Source organism: Streptomyces sp. NPDC051109 (genome assembly GCF_044455885.1).
GTDB lineage: Bacteria > Actinomycetota > Actinomycetes > Streptomycetales > Streptomycetaceae > Streptomyces.
Window position 1 is genome coordinate 226,796 of record NZ_JBITFF010000002.1, and the last position, 21,056, is coordinate 247,851.

The window sequence follows — 21,056 nt, forward strand, 5'->3', positions numbered from 1 at the left end:
TCACCACCTGTCGGCGGCCGCGCAGTCGGCTGTTGACGGGTGGTCCCCGCGCAGGATCGTCTCGTACGTCCGCGAGAGCATCCGACTCGGCGGAACCCCCAGGTCGTCGGCCAGACGGCGGCGGGTGTGGTCGAACACGGCCAGGGCGTCCGTCCGTCGGCCGGTGCGGTGGAGCGCGCGCATCAGCGTCGCGGCCACCGGCTCGTTCAGCGGGTGCGCCGCGGACAGGGCGAACAACTCGGCGATCGCTTCGAAGTGCCGGCCGAGCCTGAGCTGCCACTGCGCCTTCCGCTGCATGACGGCGATCCTGCGCTCGGTGAGCCGCAGCCGCTCCACCTCGGCGAGCGGCCCGGGCAGGCCGGCCAGGGGCTCCCCGCAGAACAGGTCCAGGGCTTGGGAACACAGGCGGACCACCTCGCTCCCCTCGCCCGCCCGGTCGGCCCTCCCGACCTCGGTGAGCAGCCTGTCCATGCGCGCCACGTCCACTTCGACGGCGCCCGGGGCGAGGCGGTATCCGCACCGGTCGTGCTCGATCACCGAGTCGGGGCCGTCCCCGATGCGCAGGGCCTTGCGCAATCGGTAGACGTACACGGGCACCACGTTCGTGAGGGGCGACTCCATGCCCCATACCCCGTCGAGCAGTTCCTGACGGCTGACCGTCCGTCCCGCGCCGAGCGCGAGCGCGGCCAGTACGGACTGCTGGCGCAGGTGCCCCAGGTTCAGGGGTCGCCCGTCGTGCGATGCCTGCAGCGGCCCGAGCAGGGAGATCCGTACTCTCGGTCCGCCCGTCGGCGTCACGGCGGTTCGCGGCGCCGGGCTCGCTTCCCGCGTGCGGGGGCCGCTGCCGGGGACGACGAGGCCGCTGTCGAAGGCGTGGACGATGGCGGCAGCCCGGTCGCGCAGCCCGAGCGTCGCGAGGATGCGCGCGAGGTGTCCGGCCACTGCGGCTTCGGGGATGGCGAGGTCGGCGGCGATCTCGTCGTCCCGCAGGCCGCAGCCGACGGCATGGAGCACCCTGCGCTCCTGCTGCCTGAGCGTGGTGGCAGTCGTCGGCATCACTGCTCCCTGGGCTGGCCGGGCGGTCGGACGCGATCGAAAAGGTAACGGCGCGAACCCAGGCCGGAACATCCGGAACGTTCCGGAGTGACACGCGAAAATGACCTTGCGGGTCAGACCGGACGGCACACATACAGCGGTTCGTTCGGGACATTCGGGCGGACGGGGTGTCTCACGGTTGAAGACTTCGCGCTCGCCAAGGCGAAGGAGACGGGTCAGCCGTACGAGCTGGTGTCCGCGCGGACGGAGTCCTCCGACACCTGGGCCACGCCCGCCGGTAAGTGGTCCGTGAAGCGGCACGGCACCCCGGTGCGGGTGCTGCGTGCCGGAGAGTGGGTGGCGCTGGTCGGCAGCGTGCAAGTTCTCCATCGACCGCACACGGCCCGAGAAGCCTCCGGTGATCGGCTCTGCCCAGTTCCCTGACGGGGTGAACGGCTGGCCGGCCACCACCGGCAAGGCCCGCACCCCGGGCAGCTTCACGTTCGGTGCCGACGGGGTGACCGACGCGAAGGAGATCCTCTACTCCACGGACGTCGAGCCCGGACCGCGTTCGATCGCGCCCGGTGCGACCCTGAGCATCGCGCCGCCCGGCTACGGACCCCACCTCGTCTACGCCTCCACCGTGGACAAGGCCGGCAACCGTTCCAACACGGCCGTCTACCGCTCCTACGCGGACCGCTCCGCGGAGCGCGATGGTCCGAACGACCTGAACGGTGACGGCAACCGGGACATCTGGACGCTCGACAGCCAGGGTTCGCTACTCGCGTACGCGGGTCAGGGCAACGCCGGTGACGGCTGGCAGAGCTACAGCGTCATCCTCTGACGCAGCCGGCCCAGCGAGGGGCGAGGTACCGCACAGCCCGTGCGGGACCTCGCCCCTTTCACGCTCTCGTTGTCCGGACGCCTCGCTCACCGGCCGGCGGCATCGGAGATGATCTCCGTATGAAATCCACCAGTCGGCGTACCGTCCTGACGTCCGTGGCGGCCGCAGCCGCCGCAATGCCCCTGCTCAACGACCTCGCCGGGAACGGCAGCACGGCCGCAGCGGCCACCGCGGCGGCCACGGGTGACCGGTTCGCCTCGAACTCCGAGCTCTACAACAGCGGCAGCTTCCAGGAGGGCGTGCACTGGATGCGCCGCTTCCGCTGCACCCCTCGGACCGAGCTCCTCGACAACGCCGGCCCCACGAGCGTCCCCGTCCGCAGCACCGCCGTGATCGCCCCGCACGGCGGCGGCATCGAGGCGGGCACCAGCGAACTGTGCCTCGCGCTCGCCGGCTACCAGCCCGCCGGGGCGGGAGACGCCCTGCCCGCGCCCCTGGGCGGCGTACCGCAGCGCGACTACTGGATGTTCGAGGCGCTGGCCTCCTCCGGGGAGCTGCACGTCACCTCCACCCACTGCGACGACCCGGCCGCCCTGGCGGTGTGCGGCAACAACCTGTACGCGGTGTCCCTGCACGGCTTCGCTCCGAAGGCCGGCCAGCCGGCCAAACAGATCCTCGTCGGCGGTCGCGACCAGCGGCTGATGCGGAACCTGGCGTGGGCCTTCGAGAAGTACGGGTTCACCCCCTCGGCCACCGACCCCGAGCTGGCCGTGACGGTGACCGTCTCCGGGACGGACGCCTCCCTGGACGGTGACGACCCCGCGAACATCGTCAACCGCACCCGCACCGGGGCCGGCGCCCAGCTGGAGCTTTCGACCGCGCTGCGCGAGGCGATGTTCGGCGCCTTCGGCAGCGCGGCCGACCGCAGGAGGACCGCCGGTGCGGGAGAGGGCAACCAGGCCCACTTCTGGAACGGCTTCGTGGGGGCTGTGCGCGAAGCCGTCGACCGGCACGAACTCGGCCGCTGAGCGAACGCGGCGGGAAACACAGGAGAGCCCCGCCGGACGGGTGTCCGGCGGGGCTCTCCCCAGGGCTCTCAGGCCGTACGGGCTACCAGGGCGGCAGCGGCAGGCCCGCCGCGCGCCTCGGCTCCAGGAAGTCCTCCCGGAAGATCTCCAGGGAGGCCCTGAGCAGCGGGATGCCGACCTCCGCACCGAGGTGGGTCAGCGTGGCCGACTCCTCGGTCAGGCGGAACTCCAGCAGGAGCCCGCGCGGCCCGGCGTCCGTCATCTCCACCACTTCCATGGCGTCGAAGGCGTCGCTTCCGAGCACGGTGAGTGCGGCGTATTCCCGTCCGTCGACGGTGAAGGACCTCATAGCCATCCCTCGAATTGCAGGCCGCCACCGCGCAGGCTCCATCTCGCACCGCGCCCGGTGGCCTTCTCGATGATGTTGAGATGGTACCCACCGTAGAACGCGGACGCCGGTTCGATGGTCCTCGTGGTGGTCGCGCTGCCGAGGATCTCTTCCAGCAGCGCCTCACCGCCGTCGTTCAGCGCCCGCTTGTCAGTGATCCTGTTCGCGCCCTTGAGGAACGGCAGGTATTTCGCGACGTGGTCAGCGGTCCGCTTGACCGGGTCGGTGTGCTTCTGCAGCGCGCGCCCGGCCTCGGTGTTGTGCATGTCGCGCCGGAACGGCTTGCCGTTCTTCGGCGGGATCTCCTTCAGCGCCGCGGCCCGCAGGTCGTCGTCGGTGGCGTTCTTCAGGGCACCGCAGTTGTGGACCAGGACGGCGGCCGCGCCCGCGCGCACGTAGTACGTGTGCGTGTCGGTGACCGTCAGGTTGTGGACGCGCTGTGCCTGCGTCCACGCCGCCACGGAGGTGACCTGCACCCACGTCCCCGAGGACGTCTGGAGCCACTGGCCGGCCTTCAGCTCGCCGGCGTCGACCCAGCGCCGCTGCTCCGGCACCCAGAAGGGGTGGCCGTCGGTCGCGGTGATGACGTCGGTGGCCGTGCCCTCGTCGCCGTCGGTGTCGACGGTGATGCGGACCAGGTGCTTCTCGCCCTCGCCGACGATCCGCGCGGAGACGGGCTCGGTGGTGGTGTTCCCGGTCTCGGGGTCGGTCGTGAGGACCTGCTCGCCGATCCCCACGTCCTCGATGGGCTTGGCGGAGCCGTCGGCCATCACGACCTCGGTGCCGGGGGTGAAGCTGTTGCGGACCTTGCAGCCGCCGCCTCCCCCGTCGCCGCCGTCCTCCTTCGACGCCTTCTTCGGCTCGGCCGACTTGGAGGACTTTCCGTGCCGGTCGGCCTTCTTCGCGCGGGCCGAGGCCTCCCTGGCCTGCCGGGCGGCGGTGGCCTTGGCCTCCTCGGCCTTGCGGGCCGCAGCCGCGGCGCGTTCCTGTGCGGCTCTTCGGGCCGCCGCCGCTTCCTCCTCCAGTTTTCTGGCCCGTTCGGCCGCTTCCTCGATCTGGCGTTTCCATTCGGCCAGGTCCTCGGCGTACTTGGCCATGGCCTGCTGGTAGCGCTCGACGCGCGCCAGGATGTCCCGGGCGAGCTTCAGCTTGCCCATCCAGCTGTTGAACGCGTCCCAGGCGCGGTCCAGGGCCTTGAGGATGCGCTTGGCCTTGCCCGCGAAGGGCAGGGCCGCCTCGAACGCGAGGCCGGCGCAGGCACCCCAGTCGCCGCCGAGGCAGGCCTTGATGTCGTTGTAGCCGGAGGCGTCCTTGAGGATGCCGATGGCCACGTCCAGCGCGACGTCGAGGGCGCTGCGGCCGTTCGCCCAGTTCGCCCAGGCCACTTCGGCGTCCGTGAAGTCCTTGATCGGCATCACCGGGGGCGCGATGGCCTGACCGGAGGGGTCCGAGAACGTCACGGGCGAGTTGTTGGCGTAGGCGTACGGGTTCTGCTGCGCGGCCTCGTTGTAGTCGACGATCGGGTCGACGGACAGGAACCGCCCGGTGGCCGGGTCGTACTCCCGCGCCCCCAGGTGGACCAGCCCGGTGGACTCGTCCGTCTCGCCGCCGACGAAGGCCTTCTTGCCGGGCCACACCGCCGGGGCGGTGCCGCGCGCGTCACCGAACGGGGTGAACTTGCGGCGCGTGACGGCCTGGGTGGCCCCGTCGACGGCCGTGGTGGCCGTGCCGTTGTTGTCGGCGAGCAGGTACGAGGTGGTGACCGTACCGTCCTTGGCGGTCCTCACCATCGTCGGGCCGGCCGTGTGCGCGTAGTAGCGCGTGGCCTCCGTCGCACCGTTCGGCTTGAGCCGGACCTCGGTTCCGGGCAGGTACAGCGTCGTACCGGCCGGGTCCCGCTTGATGAGGCGGTTGCCGTTGGCGTCGTAGAGGAACTCGGTCGTCTTCGCGCCCTCGGTCACCTTGGCGAGGTGGCCCTCGACGTCCCACTCCATCCGCTGGCTGTTGCCCTGGACGGTGCGGGTCTCGGTGTTGCCGGCGTCGTCGTAGGTGAACGAGTCGCTGCGCGTGCCGCCGGGGCCGGTGGTGTCGACCCGCTGGAGGCGGTTGGCGGCGGGCTTGCCCGGGGTGCCGTACCCGTAGGAGCGGATGACGTCCTTGGTCAGATCGCCGCTCGTGGAGTGCTGGACCTCCTTGGTCCGGTTGCCCGCCGTGTCGAAGGAGTACGACGTCCAGTACGGGGCCGGGCCGCCGACCTTCGGCGCGGAGCCGGGGCCGGTGGCGTTCGGCTTGGCCGCACAGTCGTCGGTCGCCGTCCACGCCTCGCTCATGCGGCGCATGTAGTCGTAGGCGAAGCACTGCGTGTCCGTCGTGCCGGTGGCGGCCGCGCCCTCCTGGTCCTTGACCTTGAGGATGTTGCCGACGGCGTCGTACTCGTACGACGTGTCGTTGATCCGGCCGGGGGCCTTCTCCCGGTCGTTGACGCTGCGCGTCAGGCGCCGGGTCTGCTCGTCGTAGAAATTGGTGGTGAACAGCTGGGAACCGGCGGATCCGGTCTCCGTGCGCAGCACGTCGCCCATCGGCGAGTAGTCGACCTTGCCCACGAACGTCTTGCCGGCCACACCCATGACGGTGGGCAGCTCGAAGTGGTTGTAGGCCATGGTCACGCGCTCGGCGGGAAGCCCGCCGACCGCCGGCTGCTGCGTCCACGCGGTCAGGCCGGTGTTGGGCCGGTAGCCGGTGGAGAAGGAGTACGTGCCGGCGAGCGCGCCCTCCGACTTGGGGATGGTCACCGTGGATCCGGTGGGCCGGTACCCCTGGTCGTAGCCGGTGATGGCGTGGGTGTAGGCGTTGCCGCCCACGTAGCGGGTGGAGGAGACCGGGAGGCCGACGGCGCCCGGGAGGGTGTCGTAGACGATCTCGCTGAGCTTGGCACCGGCCAGCGAGCCCTCGTGGGTCTCGGTGACACGGCCCAGGCCGTCGTAGGCGAACGCCACGGTCTTGTTGCGCTGGTCGGTCACCGACTCCAGGCGGTCGCCCTTGCCGAAGACCTTGGAGGTGGTGCCCTTCTCCGGGTCGGTGACCTTCGTCTGGCGGCCCCGGATGTCGTACTGGAAGGTCCAGGTGTCCCCCGCCTCGTTGACGACGCTCTCCAGCTGGCCGCGCTGGTCGTAGCCGTAGCGGGTCCGGTCGTACGCGCCGGTCGGCGAGTCCGAGCGGAAGGAGCGCAGCTCCGTCTTGCGGCCCTGGCCGTCGAGGAACGCCTGGGTGGGCGTCTCACCGGTCGGAGGGTCGACGGTGATGCTGTCGCCGCCGTACGAGGTGGTCGTCCGGGAGGTCTCCTCGCCGAACTTGCGGGAGATCTGCGCGGTGGGCCGTCCGCTGCCGTCGTACTCGGTGACGGTGGAGGACGACACCTCGTTGTCCTTCGGGGCCCACTGCTCGCCGGAGGCGGTGCCGCCGGTGTAGTAGGCGCCGTTGGACTTCCAGACCTGGCCGAGGCTGTTGTAGAAGGTGTCGGCGATCACCCGGCCGCCGCCGAGGGCTTCCAGCTGGGTCTGGCGGATGCGCAGGCTGCTGTCGAAGATCTCGTAGCTGCTGCGGTAGCTGCCGTCGTCGACGAGGGACTTGGTCGTGATGACGACGGGCGCGTCCGGGCGGACGTCGTAGGCGAATTCGGCGTCCGGGGACTTGGTGACGGGGTCGCGGTCCGGGGACCAGGCCTTGGCGAGGCGGCCGAGCGCGTCGTACTGCATGACGCTGCGGCGGCCGTTGGTGTCCTGCTTGGCCAGGATCGAACCGCGGCCGAGGTCGGTCTCGGTGGTGTCGGTGTGGCCGAGCGGGTTGGTGGTGACGACCTTGGTGACGATCTGTCCGGCGGCCGGGGTGTAGTCGATCTTGGTGACCTTGCCGAACACGTCGGTCGTCGTCTTCGGGCGCCCGTAGGCGTCGAAGGTGAGCGAGCCGTCCAGCGTGTACTGGGGCTTGCCGTTCGCGTACCCGGACAGGGACTCCGAGCGGACCACGTTGCCGACGGCGTCGTAGGACAGGCGGGCGTCGGAGATGACGTCGTCCGGACGCTTCACGTCCTTGGCGTCACAGGCCTTGCCGACCGTCTCGATCCGCTTCTCGCGGCCGATGATCCACAGGGTCTCGTCGGACTCGTACTCGTAGCGGGTGCAGCTGTCGTCCTTCGGGTCGGCGAGGTCGCCGAGGTCCGAGACGGTCAGCGGCTTGCCCTGCTCGTCCAGTTCCGTCTGCTGCGCGTTGCGCCGCCAGCCCCGGTTGTCGGAGAGCAGGGTGCGGGAGGAGACGTCGGTGGTGCCCCGGACGAAGGCCTGGAGCGGCTCGATGCCCTCGCGCAGGCGGGTGGCCGTCGGGCCGTGCAGCCACGGGGTGTACGTGGTCGCGGCCTCCAGGGCGCCGCCCTCGCCGTTGTAGGCCAGGACCTCGCGGGTCTGGCCGGCGAAGAGGCGGTGGTCGGCGATCTCCTTGCCCTCGGAGTCCTTGACCTTCACCGAGCGCTTGCCGCCCGAGGGGGCGGCCCGGTCGCCGTCGAGGCCGCGGAAGTACAGCGTCTCGGTCAGGGACCGCTTGTCCGGTGCCGCGCCGATCAGCGTCCGTACGCGCTCGTAGCCGCGCCACTGCGACCACGTGCGCGTGTTCGGGCGCATCGTCTCGGTCTCGTCGTCGTACGCCCACGCCGGCGTCCCGAGGTACTGGTACTCGGTGACGCGCGTCGGGGAGTTGCCGTTGCGGTCCTCCTCCTGCACCTGGTCGACGAGGTGCTTGTGGAACCAGTCGGTGACGTAGAGCTTCTTCTCGCGCTTGGGGTCGTTCGGGTCCGGTATCTCGCTGATGACCGGGTAGCACCGCAGCGTGTTCGACTCGTGCGAGGAGGGGATCACGCGCGGGTTCGCCGCCCGGCACTCCGGCGCGCGGTAGTGCACGTTGACCGTGGAGCCGGTCTCGGTGTCGATGGCCTCGATGCGGTAGCGCAGGTACGGCGGCTTGCCGTCGTCCAGGCCGTCCACGCGGTTGGGCAGCTGCTTGCCGCGGAAGGTGACCGGCGGGAGGCTGATCTCCTTGCCGTTCCTGCCGGTGTGCTGGACGGCGGCGAGCCACAGCGGGTAGTCGGTGCCGTCACCGGTCTGCGGGAAGTCCTGGGTGAGCTTCCAGGTGTCGACGGGCTGGTGGGCGGTGCCGTTCCAGACCTCGGTGGTGACCTCGGTCAGCCGCTTGCGGGTGAAGAAGGTCGGCGTGAAGCGTGCCTTGCACTCCTCCTTGGCCGCGCACAGCTGGTCGCCGGGGGTGTCGGGCCACATCTTGGCGATGTTCCAGTCCACCTCGGGCTTCAGCTTGTCCTCGGCGCAGTCGAAGTCCTTCGTCTTCAGACAGCGCTCGGCGACGGTGAACTGCACCTGGGCCGGGGCCTTGGCGAAGAGGTTGTCGCTGCGCAGGCCGTAGGAGATGTGGTCGAGCCAGCCGCCGCGGTCGTAGGCGCGGTTGGTGGAACCACCCGCGATCTTGTAGTTCGACCCGTAGTGGTTGACCTCCTTCTCGTACCAGTAGGTCATCGCGTTGCCGCGGGGGTCCACCACGTAGTCGAGGTTCCAGCGGTAGACCTCGTCGCAGACCGAGTTCGCGAAGTCGCCCGCCTTGAAGCAGTCCTCGCCCGGGTGGTTGCCGTAGACCGGCACGAGCAGCGCCGAGTTGGTGACGGGCTTGCCCGCGCTCCAGCCCGGCACCTTGTTCAGGCCGAAGTGGAACTGCACGCCCTGCGGGGTGGTGACCCGCCAGTGCTCGCCCTTCTTGTCGCCGTTGTCGGCGCCGGAGAGCAGCTCCACGCGGGAGCCGTCGTCGTCGGAGGGGCGCCAGGCGCCGGTCTTGTCGTCCCGGACGAGCTGCGTGGAGCCGCCGTTGAGGGACATCGTGACCGTGGAGACGGCGTGGCAGAGGTCGCCGGTGTCGTCCTTGGGGTTGTTGAACCCCGAACCCTCCTTCTTGTCCTGGCTGCAGGGGATGAACGAGCGCTCGATGAAGTTCGACCCCAGGTCCCAGCCGTCGCCGACCCAGGAGGTCTGCTGCGAGGACGCCGAGGTGCGGCCGTCGATCTGGGCGCTGGAGTACCCGAGCGCCAGCGACGGGCTCGGGCCGCCGAGCGAGGCCGGCACTTCGAGCGGGTAGGACCAGGAGAAGTCGCCGGCCGAGCCGCCCGCCTGCCAGGAGCCGGACGGGTTCAGCGAGGTTGCCTTGAAGGTGCCGTTGGCGCCGTCGGCGCTCGGCGCGGCGGCCAGCACCGCGGGGGCGGCCGAGGCGGCCGAGGCCAGCATCATGGGCGTGCCGGCGCGCGCGCCGCCGCCGCCCGTGGCGAACGCGCCTGTCGCGGCGGCGGAGCCGGGCTGCGCGGCGGTGGCGACGGTGGCCGTGAGCGTGCCCGTACTCGCGTCGTTCTTCGCGGTGACCGGGGTGGCCGTACGGCACTCCGGCCGCTCGGGGGTCGTCAGTGCGCAGGCCGGCAGCGCGGTGAAGCGGAGCCGGGAACCCCAGCTGCCGCCGTACGCGTTCTTGAAGGCGTTGTAGTCGAGCTCGACCGAGACCGGTGCGTCGCCGGCACGGCTGTCGGTCCGCTTGACGGCCATCAGGAGTCCGCCCGGGACGCCCGCCTTCTCGGCGGCGCTCCGGTCGAGCAGCTCGACCTTCACCTTGACCGGGGTCTCGGCGGCAGGGGTGTCGGCGGCCGGGGCGGCGGGCGCCTGGGGGGCACCGGCGCCACGGAGCTGCGGCGCGGCGGGGGTTGCGGGCGCGCCGGCCGCCGCCGGGTCTGCGGCGGCGATCCGTACCGGAAGCGTTCCGGCCTTGGCCGGGCCCGGCGGCGGGGCGGCGGGGCCGCCCGCCGCGGGAGCCGAGAGCAGCCGCGAGCGGCCGTCGGCGGGCGCGGAGCCCCGGGCAGGGGCCGCGGCGGGGACGTGGACCTCGGCCGAACCGGCCGCGGGCCAGGCCACCTTGGGCGGTGCGGTCCACTTGTTGCGCTGGGACTCGCCGGGTGTGGGGGCGGGCTTGCCGGTGACCGGCTTGCCGCCCACCTTGGTCAGCTTCTGCAGGGACGGTGGGGTGGACGAGGAGGCTGCGGACGCCGGTGGCGACGCGAGCCCGGTCACGCACAGGGCAACGGACAGGGCCGGTATCGACCAGCCGAGTGCGCGTCTGCGCTTTCCGTCCCTAGCGTACCAATTTCGATTTCGCAAATTGGGTTCCGTCAAAGCTCACGCGTGCACGAATGTACACACTATTCGGACGTAGGCCCAAGACCGTAACAGTGAGGGCTGCACCACATTTCCGACCGCCTCAACCGCAGTAATTCCGTACCGCAAAGTACGCACCAAGTCGAGGCAAAGTCGGACAGAAGGCGAGTGGAATAGGAATTTCCACTTCCGATTTTTCCGGAGGCGCCGCAGGTCGTGAGAAGCTCGCCCGGACTGATCAAGCCATCCGTGCGCAGGAACCCTCCGTACGTGCCCGGATCGACTACGAGGAACCTCCGTGAGACCACCCCTGGCGCGCCAACGCGCCACCGGCCAGCGTCGCTTGCGGGCGTCGGCACTGGTCACGACACTGGCCCTGGCCGCGGGCCTGACCGGTACCGCGCCCCTCGCCGCCGCGGCGGACTCCGGCCCCGCCGCCGGGCTGTCCGCGCCCGCCGCCGAAGCCGAGAAGGCGGCCGCCGAGGCCGAGCGGACCGGAAAGCCGGTCGAAATCATCGGCCTGCGCACGGAGACGGACGAGGTGTGGGCCAATCCGAACGGAACACGAACGGCGGAGCACGCCCTGGTGCCCGTACGCGTACGCCGGGGCGGAAAGCTCATTCCCGTCGACACCACGCTGCACAAAGGCGACGACGGCCGCCTCGCCCCGAAGGCCGCCTCGATCGGCCTGACGTTTTCGGGCGGTGGCGACTCCCCTCTCGCGGTGATGTCGCAGAACGGCCGCGACGTGGCCCTGAGCTGGCCGGCGCCGCTGCCCGAGCCCCGGCTCGACGGCAGCAGCGCGCTCTACCCCGAGGTGCTGCCCGGGGTGGACCTGCGGGTGAGCGCGACCGTGGACAGCTTCTCCCACGCGCTCGTCGTCAAGACCCGCGAGGGCGCCGCCAACCCGGCCCTGGCCTCCCTCTCGTTCGGCCTGAAGGCCGAGGGGCTGACCGTACGGGCCGAGGCCGACGGGCAGCTGCGTGCCGTGGACCCGGCCGGGCAGACCGTCTTCGGCTCGGCGAAGCCGCAGATGTGGGACGCGGGCGGGCAGAAGGCCGAGGCTGCTGCCGGTGCGCCGGCCGCCCCGGCGACCGCCGCCAAGTCCCTGCTGCGTTCCGCGTCCGCTTCCGCGCCGGCCGCGCCCGCCGCCGGGTCCGCCCCCGCCGAGGCTCCTCCGGCGCCGGTCGAGGGCGTCACCACCGGTGCCAGGCAGGCCGACCTCGGAGTCCGGCTGAACGGCTCCACGCTCACCCTGACCCCGGACCAGGGCCTGCTCAAAGCACCGGAGACCACGTACCCGGTCGTGATCGACCCGACCTGGGACGCCTGGAAGACGGCGTGGACGATCGCGTACAAACACAACGCGTTCCCGTCCTCGCCGAACACGAACTACTGGAACGGCGGCACCCTCAGCAAGGACGCCCGCGTCGGCTGCGCCAAGGACGCCGCCAACGGCGGCGCCGTGATCTGCGCCAAGACCTTCTTCCAGGTCGGAATGAAGGACTACTGGGACAAGCAGATCATCGAGTCGACCCTGCGCATCAAGCAGAAGTCGGCGGGCTCCTGGAGCTGCAAGTCCGGTGACGTCCAGGCCTGGGAGACGGGCCCCATCTCCAAGTCGACCACCTGGAACGACCAGCCCGACTGGAGGCGGCTCGTCGACTCCAGCGGCCAGTCCTACGGGGGGCGCAACTGCCCCGGCGACGGCGACCTGATCGAGTTCAACGTGAAGTCGGCCGTCGCGGCGGCCGCGCAGAAGCACTGGGGCACCTGGACCATCGGCCTGAAGGCCGCCAAGGACACCGTCGACGTCTCCTGGCGCAAGTTCGACCCGAACAGCGCCCGCGTCTCCACGACGTTCAACACCACCCCGGACAAGATCACTGACCGTTCCACCGACCCCTCCGTGCCCTGCACGGGGGGTGTCATCGGGACCACCGACGAGATCGTCCTGCGCGCCCGGGTGAAGGACAAGGACAAGGGGGACGTCTCCCTCAATGCCGAGTTCCACTGGTGGAAGGACGGCTCCTCCAGCCAGACCAAGTCCGTCATCAAGGCCAGCAACGGCAACGTCGCGCAGCTGCGCATCCCCGCCAAGGACCTGAACGGCACGTACCGCTGGGACGTACGGACGCTGGACAACGTCGGCCCGCCCGGCCCCTGGGCCGGCCAGTGCCTCTTCACCATCGACCGGACCCGCCCGGACCGGACGCCACTCGTGACGTCGAAGCAGTTCCCGGAGAACGAGGACGATCCCGCGAAGACCGGCTTCGCCCGCTCCGAGGGGACCTTCACCCTGAGCGCCAACGGGGTCAAGGACGTCACGGGCTTCGAGTGGTGGACCGACTCCAACCCGAAGGTCAACAAGATCCCGCCGACCGCCGTCGGCGGCGCGGTGGACGTCAAGTACACGCCGACCACGGCCGGTCCGCAGCGCCTGTTCGTGCGCAGCCTCGACGCTTCGGGCAACCGGTCGAACCTCAAGGAATACCTGTTCTACGCCAAGCGCCTGGCCACCCGTGACAGGCACGGCGACCTCAACGGCGACGGCACGGTGGACATCTGGAGCGTCGACCCGGGCTCCGGACTGCTGTGGATGCACCCGGGCAAGGGCGACGGCACCTTCGACCTCTCCCGCCAACTCGGCGACCAGGGCTCCTTCGCCGACGCCGCCTCGCTGACGCACCGCGGCAGCTGGAACGAGGACTACTACGAGGACCTCGTCGCCCTGCAGCCGAGCCCCGACAACTCCCGCAAGAACCTCTACGTCTACCCCAACAAGGGCGACGGAGACCTGGAGAGCGCGGACGCCAACCGCATCGAGCTCCAGGTCGGCAACCCCGACGTGGACGACCACTGGGCCGACGCGGACCAGGCCGTCGCGATCGGAAGCGTGGACGACGACAACGGCGACGGCAAGGTGGACGACGCCGACCAGCCCGACCTGCTGGTGAAGACCGGGGACCAGCTGTGGCTGTACCGCGGCTCGGCCGTCGGCTTCCTCGACGCCTTCGGTGAGCCGATCCTGCTCGGCAACGCCGACTGGAAGAACATGACGCTCATGGCGCCGGGCGACCTCAACGGCGACCGGCTGCCCGAGGTCTGGGCCCGCGACACGGTCACCGGGAAGATCCACCAGTACACGAGCCGCGTCACCACCGAGCCGGGCGCGGCCACCGTGGCCGACCTGTCGGTCTTCGCCGACCCCGCGGTCCGTACGACCTCCATCGGCAGCGGCTTCACCGGCGCGGCCTACGCGCACCTGTCCAGCAACGGGGACTTCGAGGGCAACGGCTTCGCCGACCTGTGGTCGCGCGACGGCAACGGCCGCATCACCGAGTTCCCGGGGCAGGCCCCGGCCCAGGGTTCGGCCTTCGGCGCGGGCAGGCAGCTGGTACTCGGCGGCACCTCCTGGTCGGAGTGCCAGGCCTTCACCTCCTCCGCCACCGGCACGCACACCCTGTGCGGTCCGATCCTGGCCAAGTACCTGGCCAAGGGCGGCACTTCGATCGGCTACCCGACCACCGACGTGCTCGTCCCGTCCGACGGGGCGGGCCGCTACGTCAACCTCCGCGGACCGGGCCAGACCAGTGACAACGGCTCCATCTACTGGCACCCCGGCAGCGGCGCGTGGATCGTCTGGGGCGGCATCCGCGCCAAGTGGCTCGCGATGGGCGCCGAGAAGGGCATCCTCGGCTACCCGACCTCCGACGAGACGCCCACCTTCGACGGCACCGGACGGTTCTCCACCTTCTACTCGGCCGCGGGCGGCAAGGGCGGCATCTTCTGGTCCGCCGAGACGGGCGCGTGGTCCGTCCACGGCTCGATCTACGCCACGTACGTCTCCCTCGGCGGTCCGGCCAGCCGGATCGGCTACCCGGTCACCGACGAGACGAACGTCGGGGACGGCTCGGTCGCCCGCTTCAACCACTTCCGACCCCGCTCGGACACCGAGGCCACCGCATCCATCTACTGGAGCAAGGGCAACGGCGCCTCGGCGATCCGCGGTTCCATCCGCAGGCGGTGGATCGCGATGGGCGCCGAGAAGAGCACCCTCGGCTACCCGACCTCCTACGAGTACGAGGTGGCGGGCGGCGTCCGCGAGGACTTCGAGAAGGGCTACATCCGCGCCAACACCGTGACCGGCGCGACCCTCGAACACCAGCCGGCCGACCGGACCGCGCACCTGCGCACCGACCTGTCCGGCGACTTCAACGGCGACGGCCGCAGCGACCTCGCCACCGTCTACGACTACGGCGACAACACCACCGCCCTGTGGGTCTTCGACGCGCTGCCCGGCGGCGGGTACGCGGAGCCCACGGTCCGCTGGACGAGCACCAAGGGCGGGTTCTCCTACCAGCGCGCCAAGTGGACGGCCGGTGACGTCGACGGCGACGGGCGCGCCGACATCGTCGCGCTCTACGGCTACGCCGACGGCTCCGACTCCCTGTGGAGCTTCCTGTCCAACACCACCGGCACCTTCACCCCGGTCAAGGGGGTGACGACCGCCGCGGGCACCGGCGCCGGCTCCTTCGACTGGGCCAGGGCCAAGCCGTTCGCGGGCGACTTCAACGGCGACGGCAAGGCGGACGTCGCCATGGTCTACGACTACGGCAACGGCGAAGCGGGGGCGCACACCTGGACCTCGAAGGGTGACGGGTTCTTCAACCCGGCCGCGGCCAGCTGGCGCACGCCCGCGGGCAACTGGTGGACCGACCACGCCACGTGGCGGGTCGGCGACTTCAACGGCGACAAGCGGGACGACGTCGTCGCCCTGTACGGCTACACGGCCGGCGGCGTCGCGGTCTTCACCTTCCTCTCCCAGCCGAACGGCGGCCTCGCCGCCCCGGTGAAGTCGTGGAGCCAGCCCGCCGGCGGGGCGTGGGAGTACGCGAAGATCAAGTTCACGGCCGGCGACTACAACGGCGACGGCCGCGCCGACGCCGCCCTGATGTACGACCACGGGGACGGCCACGCCTCGCTGTCGACGCTGCTCGCCAAGCCCGACGGCACGGTCGGCGACGCGGTCCGCAGCTGGGACACCCCGGAGGGGAACTGGTACGGCACGAACGCCGGCATGCCGCTCTCGGGCGACTCCGACGGGGACGGCCGGGCCGACATCTCCTCGCTGTACAACTACGCGAGCGGTGCCTCGGGGACCTTCACCTTCAAGAGCCGCCCCGACGGTGGTTTCGAGAACGGCTTCCTGAGCTGGCAGACCCTGCCCGGCACCTGGTGACCGCAGCCACTCCGCGTTGACCCGGCCCGCCGTTCCGGGGCCCCGTACCGCCACCACCACGGCGGTGCGGGGCCCTTTCGCCTGCGGCGAGGGTCTTTGAGGTGGTGCCTTCGCTCATGGGTCCCCTGGTCCCCGGCTCCCTGGGTCGCCCACCGTCCAACACTCCTACGACCACCCGGTGATGGGCAGCGGGTCCGCCTGCTATGGTGCGCCGATGTCAACGATCAAGAAGCTTCAGATCACCTTCGACTGCGCGGAACCCGAGCGCGTCGCCCGCTTCTGGTGCGAGGTGTTGGGGTACGTCGTACCGCCGCCGCCGGAGGGGTTCGCCACTTGGGACGACTACGACCGCTCGCTGCCGGCCGAGCGCCAGGGCGCAGGGTTCGTCTGCATGGATCCCACGGGTGTGGGTCCGCGCATGTACTTCCAGCGTGTTCCCGAGGGCAAGGTCGTCAAGAATCGGGTGCATCTCGACGTGCGGGTCGCCACCGGGCTCGTGGGTGAGGAGCGCGTGGCCGCGCTGGAGGCCGAGTGTGAACGACTGGTCGCGTTCGGCGCGACACGCGTGCAACTCCTGCGTGCCGATGAGTACAACGAGTCATGCCTCGTGATGCAGGACATCGAGGGCAACGAGTTCTGTCTCGACTGAGCCGCAGCGCACCGCACCCGACCGGTCGCTCGAACGGCCTCAGAAGGCGGGTTGCGGGTGCGACGATCACGTTGCCGTACGGGTCCGCGAAGTGGAGCGAACGGACCTCCCCCCGGCTTGTTCGTTCCACACCCGCACGCTCCGATCACGCAAGCTCCGCCCGGCCTCCTGCGCCTCCGGTGGGTGGCCGGCGGGCGCTCAGTCGACGCCGAGCAGGGGGCGCCCGTCGTCGGGGCGGGAGGCGAATTCCGCGCAGGGCGCCAGTACGTCGCCGTCATGCCCGGGCCGCGGAACAGGCGAGCCCCGGGTTCTGCTCGACGAGGACGACGGACCCACGCCCTGCGCCCCCACCTCCCGGATGACCTCGCCGAGCTGGGCGACGACCGCGGGGAAGGACGCCCAGCCGGCGGGATTCCAGCCGTACCGCGCCCCCGCCGCGTCCGTGCGGAGCCGCGCATCCGGAAGGGAGCTGGCGACCAGTTCGGTCTCGGTGCGCACGTCCGTGCATCCCGCCTGGACCAGCAGTCGCCGCAGGACCGGCCGATCCGGCGGCGCGGCACGTGGCTGCCGACCGCGTCCGCGACGATGCGCGCCGACGAGTTCGTGTCCCGGCTGCTCCTTCGGCGGTTGCGTCGCCACCGTCTGGGCCGAGCAGATTCCCCCGTCCGCGCCGGCGTGGCCCTCGGCACGAGGGCCGCAGCCCATCACGCCTGAACCCGCCACGCCTCAATCCGTCGCGGCGCGGCGCGCGGTGACGATCCAGGCCCGGGAGTCGAACCAGACGCCGTCGTCGCCCAGATGCGCGGCGAGCGCCACGCGCAGGTCCTCGACCGCCCGCCGTGCGGCGGCCGGGTCCATCCCCTTCAGGATCGCGCTGGTGCACGTGAAGCCGCGGACCCATGCGAGGGCCGCGGCCACGTCCGGACCGTAGTAGACCCGTTCGTGGACGTCGGTGAACGCGACGTCGGCGAACCCCGAGGCATGCAGGATCTCCCGGACGGCCGGCGGATCGCCGAGCGAGAACGGATCCGGCCCCTCGGTGCCACCGGCTGCCGGCTCTTCGGCCGCTCCGAGGGATCGGCGGATGGCGACGTCCCATGCGTTGCGCTCGCGGGACTGCCAGACCATCATCACCAGGCGCCCGGCCGGGCGCAGCGCCTGCCCGACGTTGGCGAACGCGGTGACGGGATCGTCGAAGAACATCGTCCCGAACCTGCTGATCACCAGGTCGAACCGCTCCTGCTGGAAGCGGTGGGCCTGGGCGTCGGCCTGCTCGAACGTGACGTTGCGGAGCCCTTCGGCCCGGGCCAGTTCGCGGGCGCGCCTGACCGCGGGCTCCGAGACGTCGACCCCGAGTGCACTGCCCGCCCGGGCCCTGCGCGCGGCCTCGCGGGTGGTCTGCCCGCTGCCGCAGCCGATGTCGAGGACGTGGTCGTGGGGCCGGATGCGGGCCGCCCGGCGCAGCACCTGGTTGTGCCGCTGGAGCTCGGCGTCGTACCCGCTGGCGGCGGGCGCGTGATCGCCCGTGGCGTGTCGCATCGCAGTCCCTTCACGTCGCCCCGACCGAGGCCTCCTGGGTGCCGTTGATCGGTCGGGACCATCATGGCCCGGACTTCAACCGGATACATCATCCGCATGTGCTACGGTCGCAATGAACCGGATGACCTATCCGCATACCGTCTGGAGTGGACGAGCCATGAAGAAGACCGCCGTGATCACGGCCGGAACCGCCGGCATCGGCCTGGAGACGGCGCTCGGGCTGGCCGCCGCCGGCTACGCGGTCACCGTTGTCGGACGCAACCCGGACCTGGGCACCCGGGCGGTCGGCCGCGTCAACGCGACGAACCCTGCGCACCCGGCCCGGTTCCTGGCCGCCGACCTCGCCGCCCTCGACGAAGTACGCGCGCTCGCCGAGCGGATCGCCTCCGACCACGCCACCTCGGGCGAACCGCTGAACGTACTGGTCAACAACGTCGGCGCGATGTTCACCGACCGGCAGAACGTGGGCGGCGTGGAGGCGTCGTTCGTCGTCAACCACCTCTCCCCCTACCTGCTCACCGAACTGCTGCTGCCCACCCTGACGGCCGCCGCACCGAGCAGGATCGTGAACGTCACCTCGGCCGCGGTCGGGGTCGCCAAGCGGGTGTTCGACGACGTCGAGCCGCCCGGCGGCTACTACGGCTTCCACTGGTACGGCCGCGCCAAACTGGCCAACCTCGCCTACACCCTGGACCTGGCCGCGCGGCTGGAAGGTACCGGCGTGTCCGTCTTCGCCGCCGACCCGGGAGGCGCCGCCACCGACATGACCAACGGCACCATGACCGACCCGAAGATCGTCGCCCCCGCCCTGCGCCTCCTGTGGCCCCTGGTACGCCGCAAGTTCGCACGCTCGATTTCCGGCCCCGCCTCCGTCGCGGCCAGACCTTCCATCGTCGCCGCCACCGACCACACGCTCACCGGCCGGACCGGCATCGTCATCGGCGCCGGGGCGACCCCGGTCGCCCCCTTCCGCGCCGCGACCGACCCCCGCATCGCCGGGGCCGTACGCCGACTCAGCGAACGACACGCACCTCTCCGCGCCCTCTGACCCGGCGTTCCGCGCCGAGCCGCCCGGCGGCCGAAGGGGTGACGGGGGCTCACCACCTGCCTGCCCGCCCGGCAGCCGGCCCGGCAGTGGCGCAGACGAACGAAAGGCAGGACGACACCGTCGGGGCGCCCCGCGCCAGGCCGCCGGGTGCGCGAACATGGTCCCCGGAAGCGCCCGCCGGGCCGTCGCGCCGGCGATCCGGCACACCCGTGGTGACAGGAGCGGAAGATGTCCTTCCTCGTTTCGGCGCTCACCGCCTCCCTGGCTGCCGTCCTGCCCCTGAGCGCGGTCACCGGCCAGGACGTGACGATCGAGGAGACCTTCCGGGCGGCCGGGAGCCTTCCCGCGCACCAGGCGGTCACCTTCGACACCGAAGCGGTACCGCTCGGCAGCAAGGTGACGGTCACCGAGCGGGTCGGCGACGACACCCACGTGGAGCTGCGCATCCACGGCGTGGAGGCCAACCGGACGTTCGGCGCCCACGTGCACCGCAACCCCTGCGGCGGCAAGCCGAACGACTCCGGGTCGCACTACCAGAACGCCGTGGACCCCGAGCAGCCCTCGACGAACCCCGCTTACGCCGGCCCCCGCAACGAGGTGTGGCTCGACATCACCACCGACCACCACGGTGACGGCGCCTCGGCATCCACCGTGGAGTGGCGGTTCCGGACCGGTCAGGCCCGCTCCGTGGTGATCCACGAGCACGCCACCCACACCGGAACCGGCACGGCCGGCACGGCCGGGGCACGGCTCGCCTGCGTCAACGTGCCGTTCCAGTAGGAACGTCGGCGGGCACGGCAGCAGCGGTCGGCCTGCCATGTCCCTGACCAGCTGGGATATGTTGTGCGTCCCACAGGGGGACGACATACGGAGCATGTGCATGACGCAGAACAGCTGGCCGGGAGCGCACGGGGGCGGTTGGGACGGCGCCCCCCAGTGGGGAGGCTGGCGGCCGGCCGCACCTCAGCCGGGAGTGATACCCCTGCGCCCGCTGGCCCTCGGGGAGATCATCAGCGGATCGTTCGCGACCATCCGGGCCCACTGGAAGACGCTCGCCGGTGTGGTGCTGGCCGTGCAGGCCGTCGTCCTGCCGGCCATGGCCCTCGTGGTGGGCGTCGCCGTGGCCGCGGTCCACGACCACTTCGAGCCCGTCTTCGATCCGCCGTTCGGCGAGGAGCCGCCGACCGAGCACATCGTGCCGCTGGTCGTCGCCGCCATCGCGGTGTTCGTACTGCTCTTCGCCATCGGCGTGATGGGCATCTCGGTCGTCGCCGCGCTCTGTCCGGCCGTCCTCAAGGAAGCCGTGATGGGCCGCCCCACCACCTTCCGCGCGCTGTGGCGGACCTCGGTCCGGCGGGCTCCCGCGGTGGCCGGCGCGCTGTTCCTCGGCATCCTGATCGCCGCCTCCCCGGTGTTCGCCGTCCTGGCGGTGTGGGTGCCGTTGGCGGTCTCCGCCGGTTCCAGGGACGGCGCAGTCGCGCTGCTCGGCCTCCTGCCGCTGCTGATGCTGGCCGCCATGCCGCTGGCCGTCTGGCTCAACGTCCGTTTCGGCCTGACCTCGGCCGTCGTGGTCCTGGAAGGCGCGGGTCCGGTCACCGGGCTGCGGCGCTCGGCGGCCCTGGTCCGGGGCGACTGGTGGCGGATCTTCGGCTACACCGTGGTCGCCGTCATGCTGGCGGGGGCGATCGCGTATGCGATCCAGCTGCCGTTCAACCTCATCGGCACCTTCGCGATGATGCCCGCCCTTCAGGCGATACCCGAGGGCGGCACCCCGTCGGCGGGGGCCATCGCCGCCCTCGTGTTCGCCTTCCTCCTCATGCTCTTCGGCGGCGCTGCCGGCCAGATCTTCCAGATCGGGTTCGGCCAGCTCGCGAGCGCCATGCTCTACGTCGACCAGCGGATACGCCGCGAGGGTCTCGCCGAGGCACTCCTCGCCGAACTCGCCGCAGCCCCGGTCGCCGCATCCGCACCTCCGGCAGCCGGCACAGCGGCCGCCGCACCGCCCCAGCCCGCCGGTGACGGTGATTCCTGAGGAACCC

General features: G+C 71.2%; 12 protein-coding genes. 7 read left to right on the top strand and 5 right to left on the bottom strand.

Annotation, left to right across the window (positions count from 1 at the left end):
* Positions 1–1,056, bottom strand: coding sequence for a BTAD domain-containing putative transcriptional regulator (locus ACIBAD_RS03995; protein WP_398904279.1), 1,056 nt, complete (start codon positions 1,054–1,056; stop codon positions 1–3).
* 397 nt (positions 1,057–1,453) lie between these two features.
* Between ACIBAD_RS03995 and ACIBAD_RS04000 the strand changes: the two genes are divergently transcribed.
* Positions 1,454–1,879 (top strand): hypothetical protein, encoded by a 426-nt coding sequence (locus ACIBAD_RS04000; protein ID WP_398904281.1) that lies wholly within the window; start codon positions 1,454–1,456, stop codon positions 1,877–1,879.
* A gap of 119 nt (positions 1,880–1,998) precedes the next feature.
* Positions 1,999–2,907: a poly-gamma-glutamate hydrolase family protein gene (locus ACIBAD_RS04005; RefSeq protein ID WP_134068873.1), complete on the top strand. Its 909-nt coding sequence runs from the start codon at positions 1,999–2,001 to the stop codon at positions 2,905–2,907.
* An 82-nt stretch (positions 2,908–2,989) separates the two neighbouring features.
* Here ACIBAD_RS04005 and ACIBAD_RS04010 read toward each other — a convergent pair whose 3' ends face one another.
* Positions 2,990–3,262 carry a hypothetical protein gene (locus ACIBAD_RS04010; RefSeq protein ID WP_134068874.1) on the bottom strand — a complete coding sequence of 91 codons (273 nt, stop codon included), beginning with the start codon at positions 3,260–3,262 and terminating at the stop codon, positions 2,990–2,992.
* The gene (locus ACIBAD_RS04015; protein WP_398904283.1) at positions 3,253–10,455 is read right to left on the bottom strand and encodes a polymorphic toxin-type HINT domain-containing protein; all 7,203 of its coding nucleotides are present in this window, start codon (positions 10,453–10,455) and stop codon (positions 3,253–3,255) included. The genes ACIBAD_RS04010 and ACIBAD_RS04015 overlap by 10 nt, the downstream gene beginning before the upstream one ends.
* A gap of 382 nt (positions 10,456–10,837) precedes the next feature.
* Here ACIBAD_RS04015 and ACIBAD_RS04020 point away from each other — a divergent pair, with 382 nt between their 5' ends.
* Complete coding sequence (locus tag ACIBAD_RS04020; RefSeq protein ID WP_398904285.1) at positions 10,838–15,781, top strand: FG-GAP-like repeat-containing protein; 4,944 nt, start codon at positions 10,838–10,840, stop codon at positions 15,779–15,781.
* Positions 15,782–15,995: 214 nt separating this feature from the next.
* Positions 15,996–16,430: a VOC family protein gene (locus tag ACIBAD_RS04025; RefSeq protein ID WP_398904287.1), complete on the top strand. Its 435-nt coding sequence runs from the start codon at positions 15,996–15,998 to the stop codon at positions 16,428–16,430.
* Between the two features lie 198 nt (positions 16,431–16,628).
* On the opposite strand, the gene ACIBAD_RS04030 is transcribed toward ACIBAD_RS04025, so the two are convergent.
* Positions 16,629–16,928, bottom strand: coding sequence for a hypothetical protein (locus ACIBAD_RS04030; RefSeq protein ID WP_134068880.1), 300 nt, complete (start codon positions 16,926–16,928; stop codon positions 16,629–16,631).
* A gap of 228 nt (positions 16,929–17,156) precedes the next feature.
* A complete protein-coding gene (locus ACIBAD_RS04035) occupies positions 17,157–17,969 on the bottom strand; it encodes a class I SAM-dependent methyltransferase (RefSeq protein ID WP_398904289.1) in 813 nt (270 codons plus the stop codon).
* A 157-nt stretch (positions 17,970–18,126) separates the two neighbouring features.
* Here ACIBAD_RS04035 and ACIBAD_RS04040 point away from each other — a divergent pair, with 157 nt between their 5' ends.
* The 3 genes from ACIBAD_RS04040 to ACIBAD_RS04050 all read left to right on the top strand — a co-directional run bounded on the left by ACIBAD_RS04040 (position 18,127) and on the right by ACIBAD_RS04050 (position 21,049).
* Positions 18,127–19,017: an SDR family NAD(P)-dependent oxidoreductase gene (locus tag ACIBAD_RS04040; RefSeq protein WP_398904291.1), complete on the top strand. Its 891-nt coding sequence runs from the start codon at positions 18,127–18,129 to the stop codon at positions 19,015–19,017.
* A gap of 228 nt (positions 19,018–19,245) precedes the next feature.
* Positions 19,246–19,797: a superoxide dismutase family protein gene (locus ACIBAD_RS04045; protein ID WP_398904293.1), complete on the top strand. Its 552-nt coding sequence runs from the start codon at positions 19,246–19,248 to the stop codon at positions 19,795–19,797.
* A 100-nt stretch (positions 19,798–19,897) separates the two neighbouring features.
* Positions 19,898–21,049: a hypothetical protein gene (locus ACIBAD_RS04050; protein ID WP_398904296.1), complete on the top strand. Its 1,152-nt coding sequence runs from the start codon at positions 19,898–19,900 to the stop codon at positions 21,047–21,049.
* The last annotated feature ends 7 nt before the right edge of the window (positions 21,050–21,056 follow it).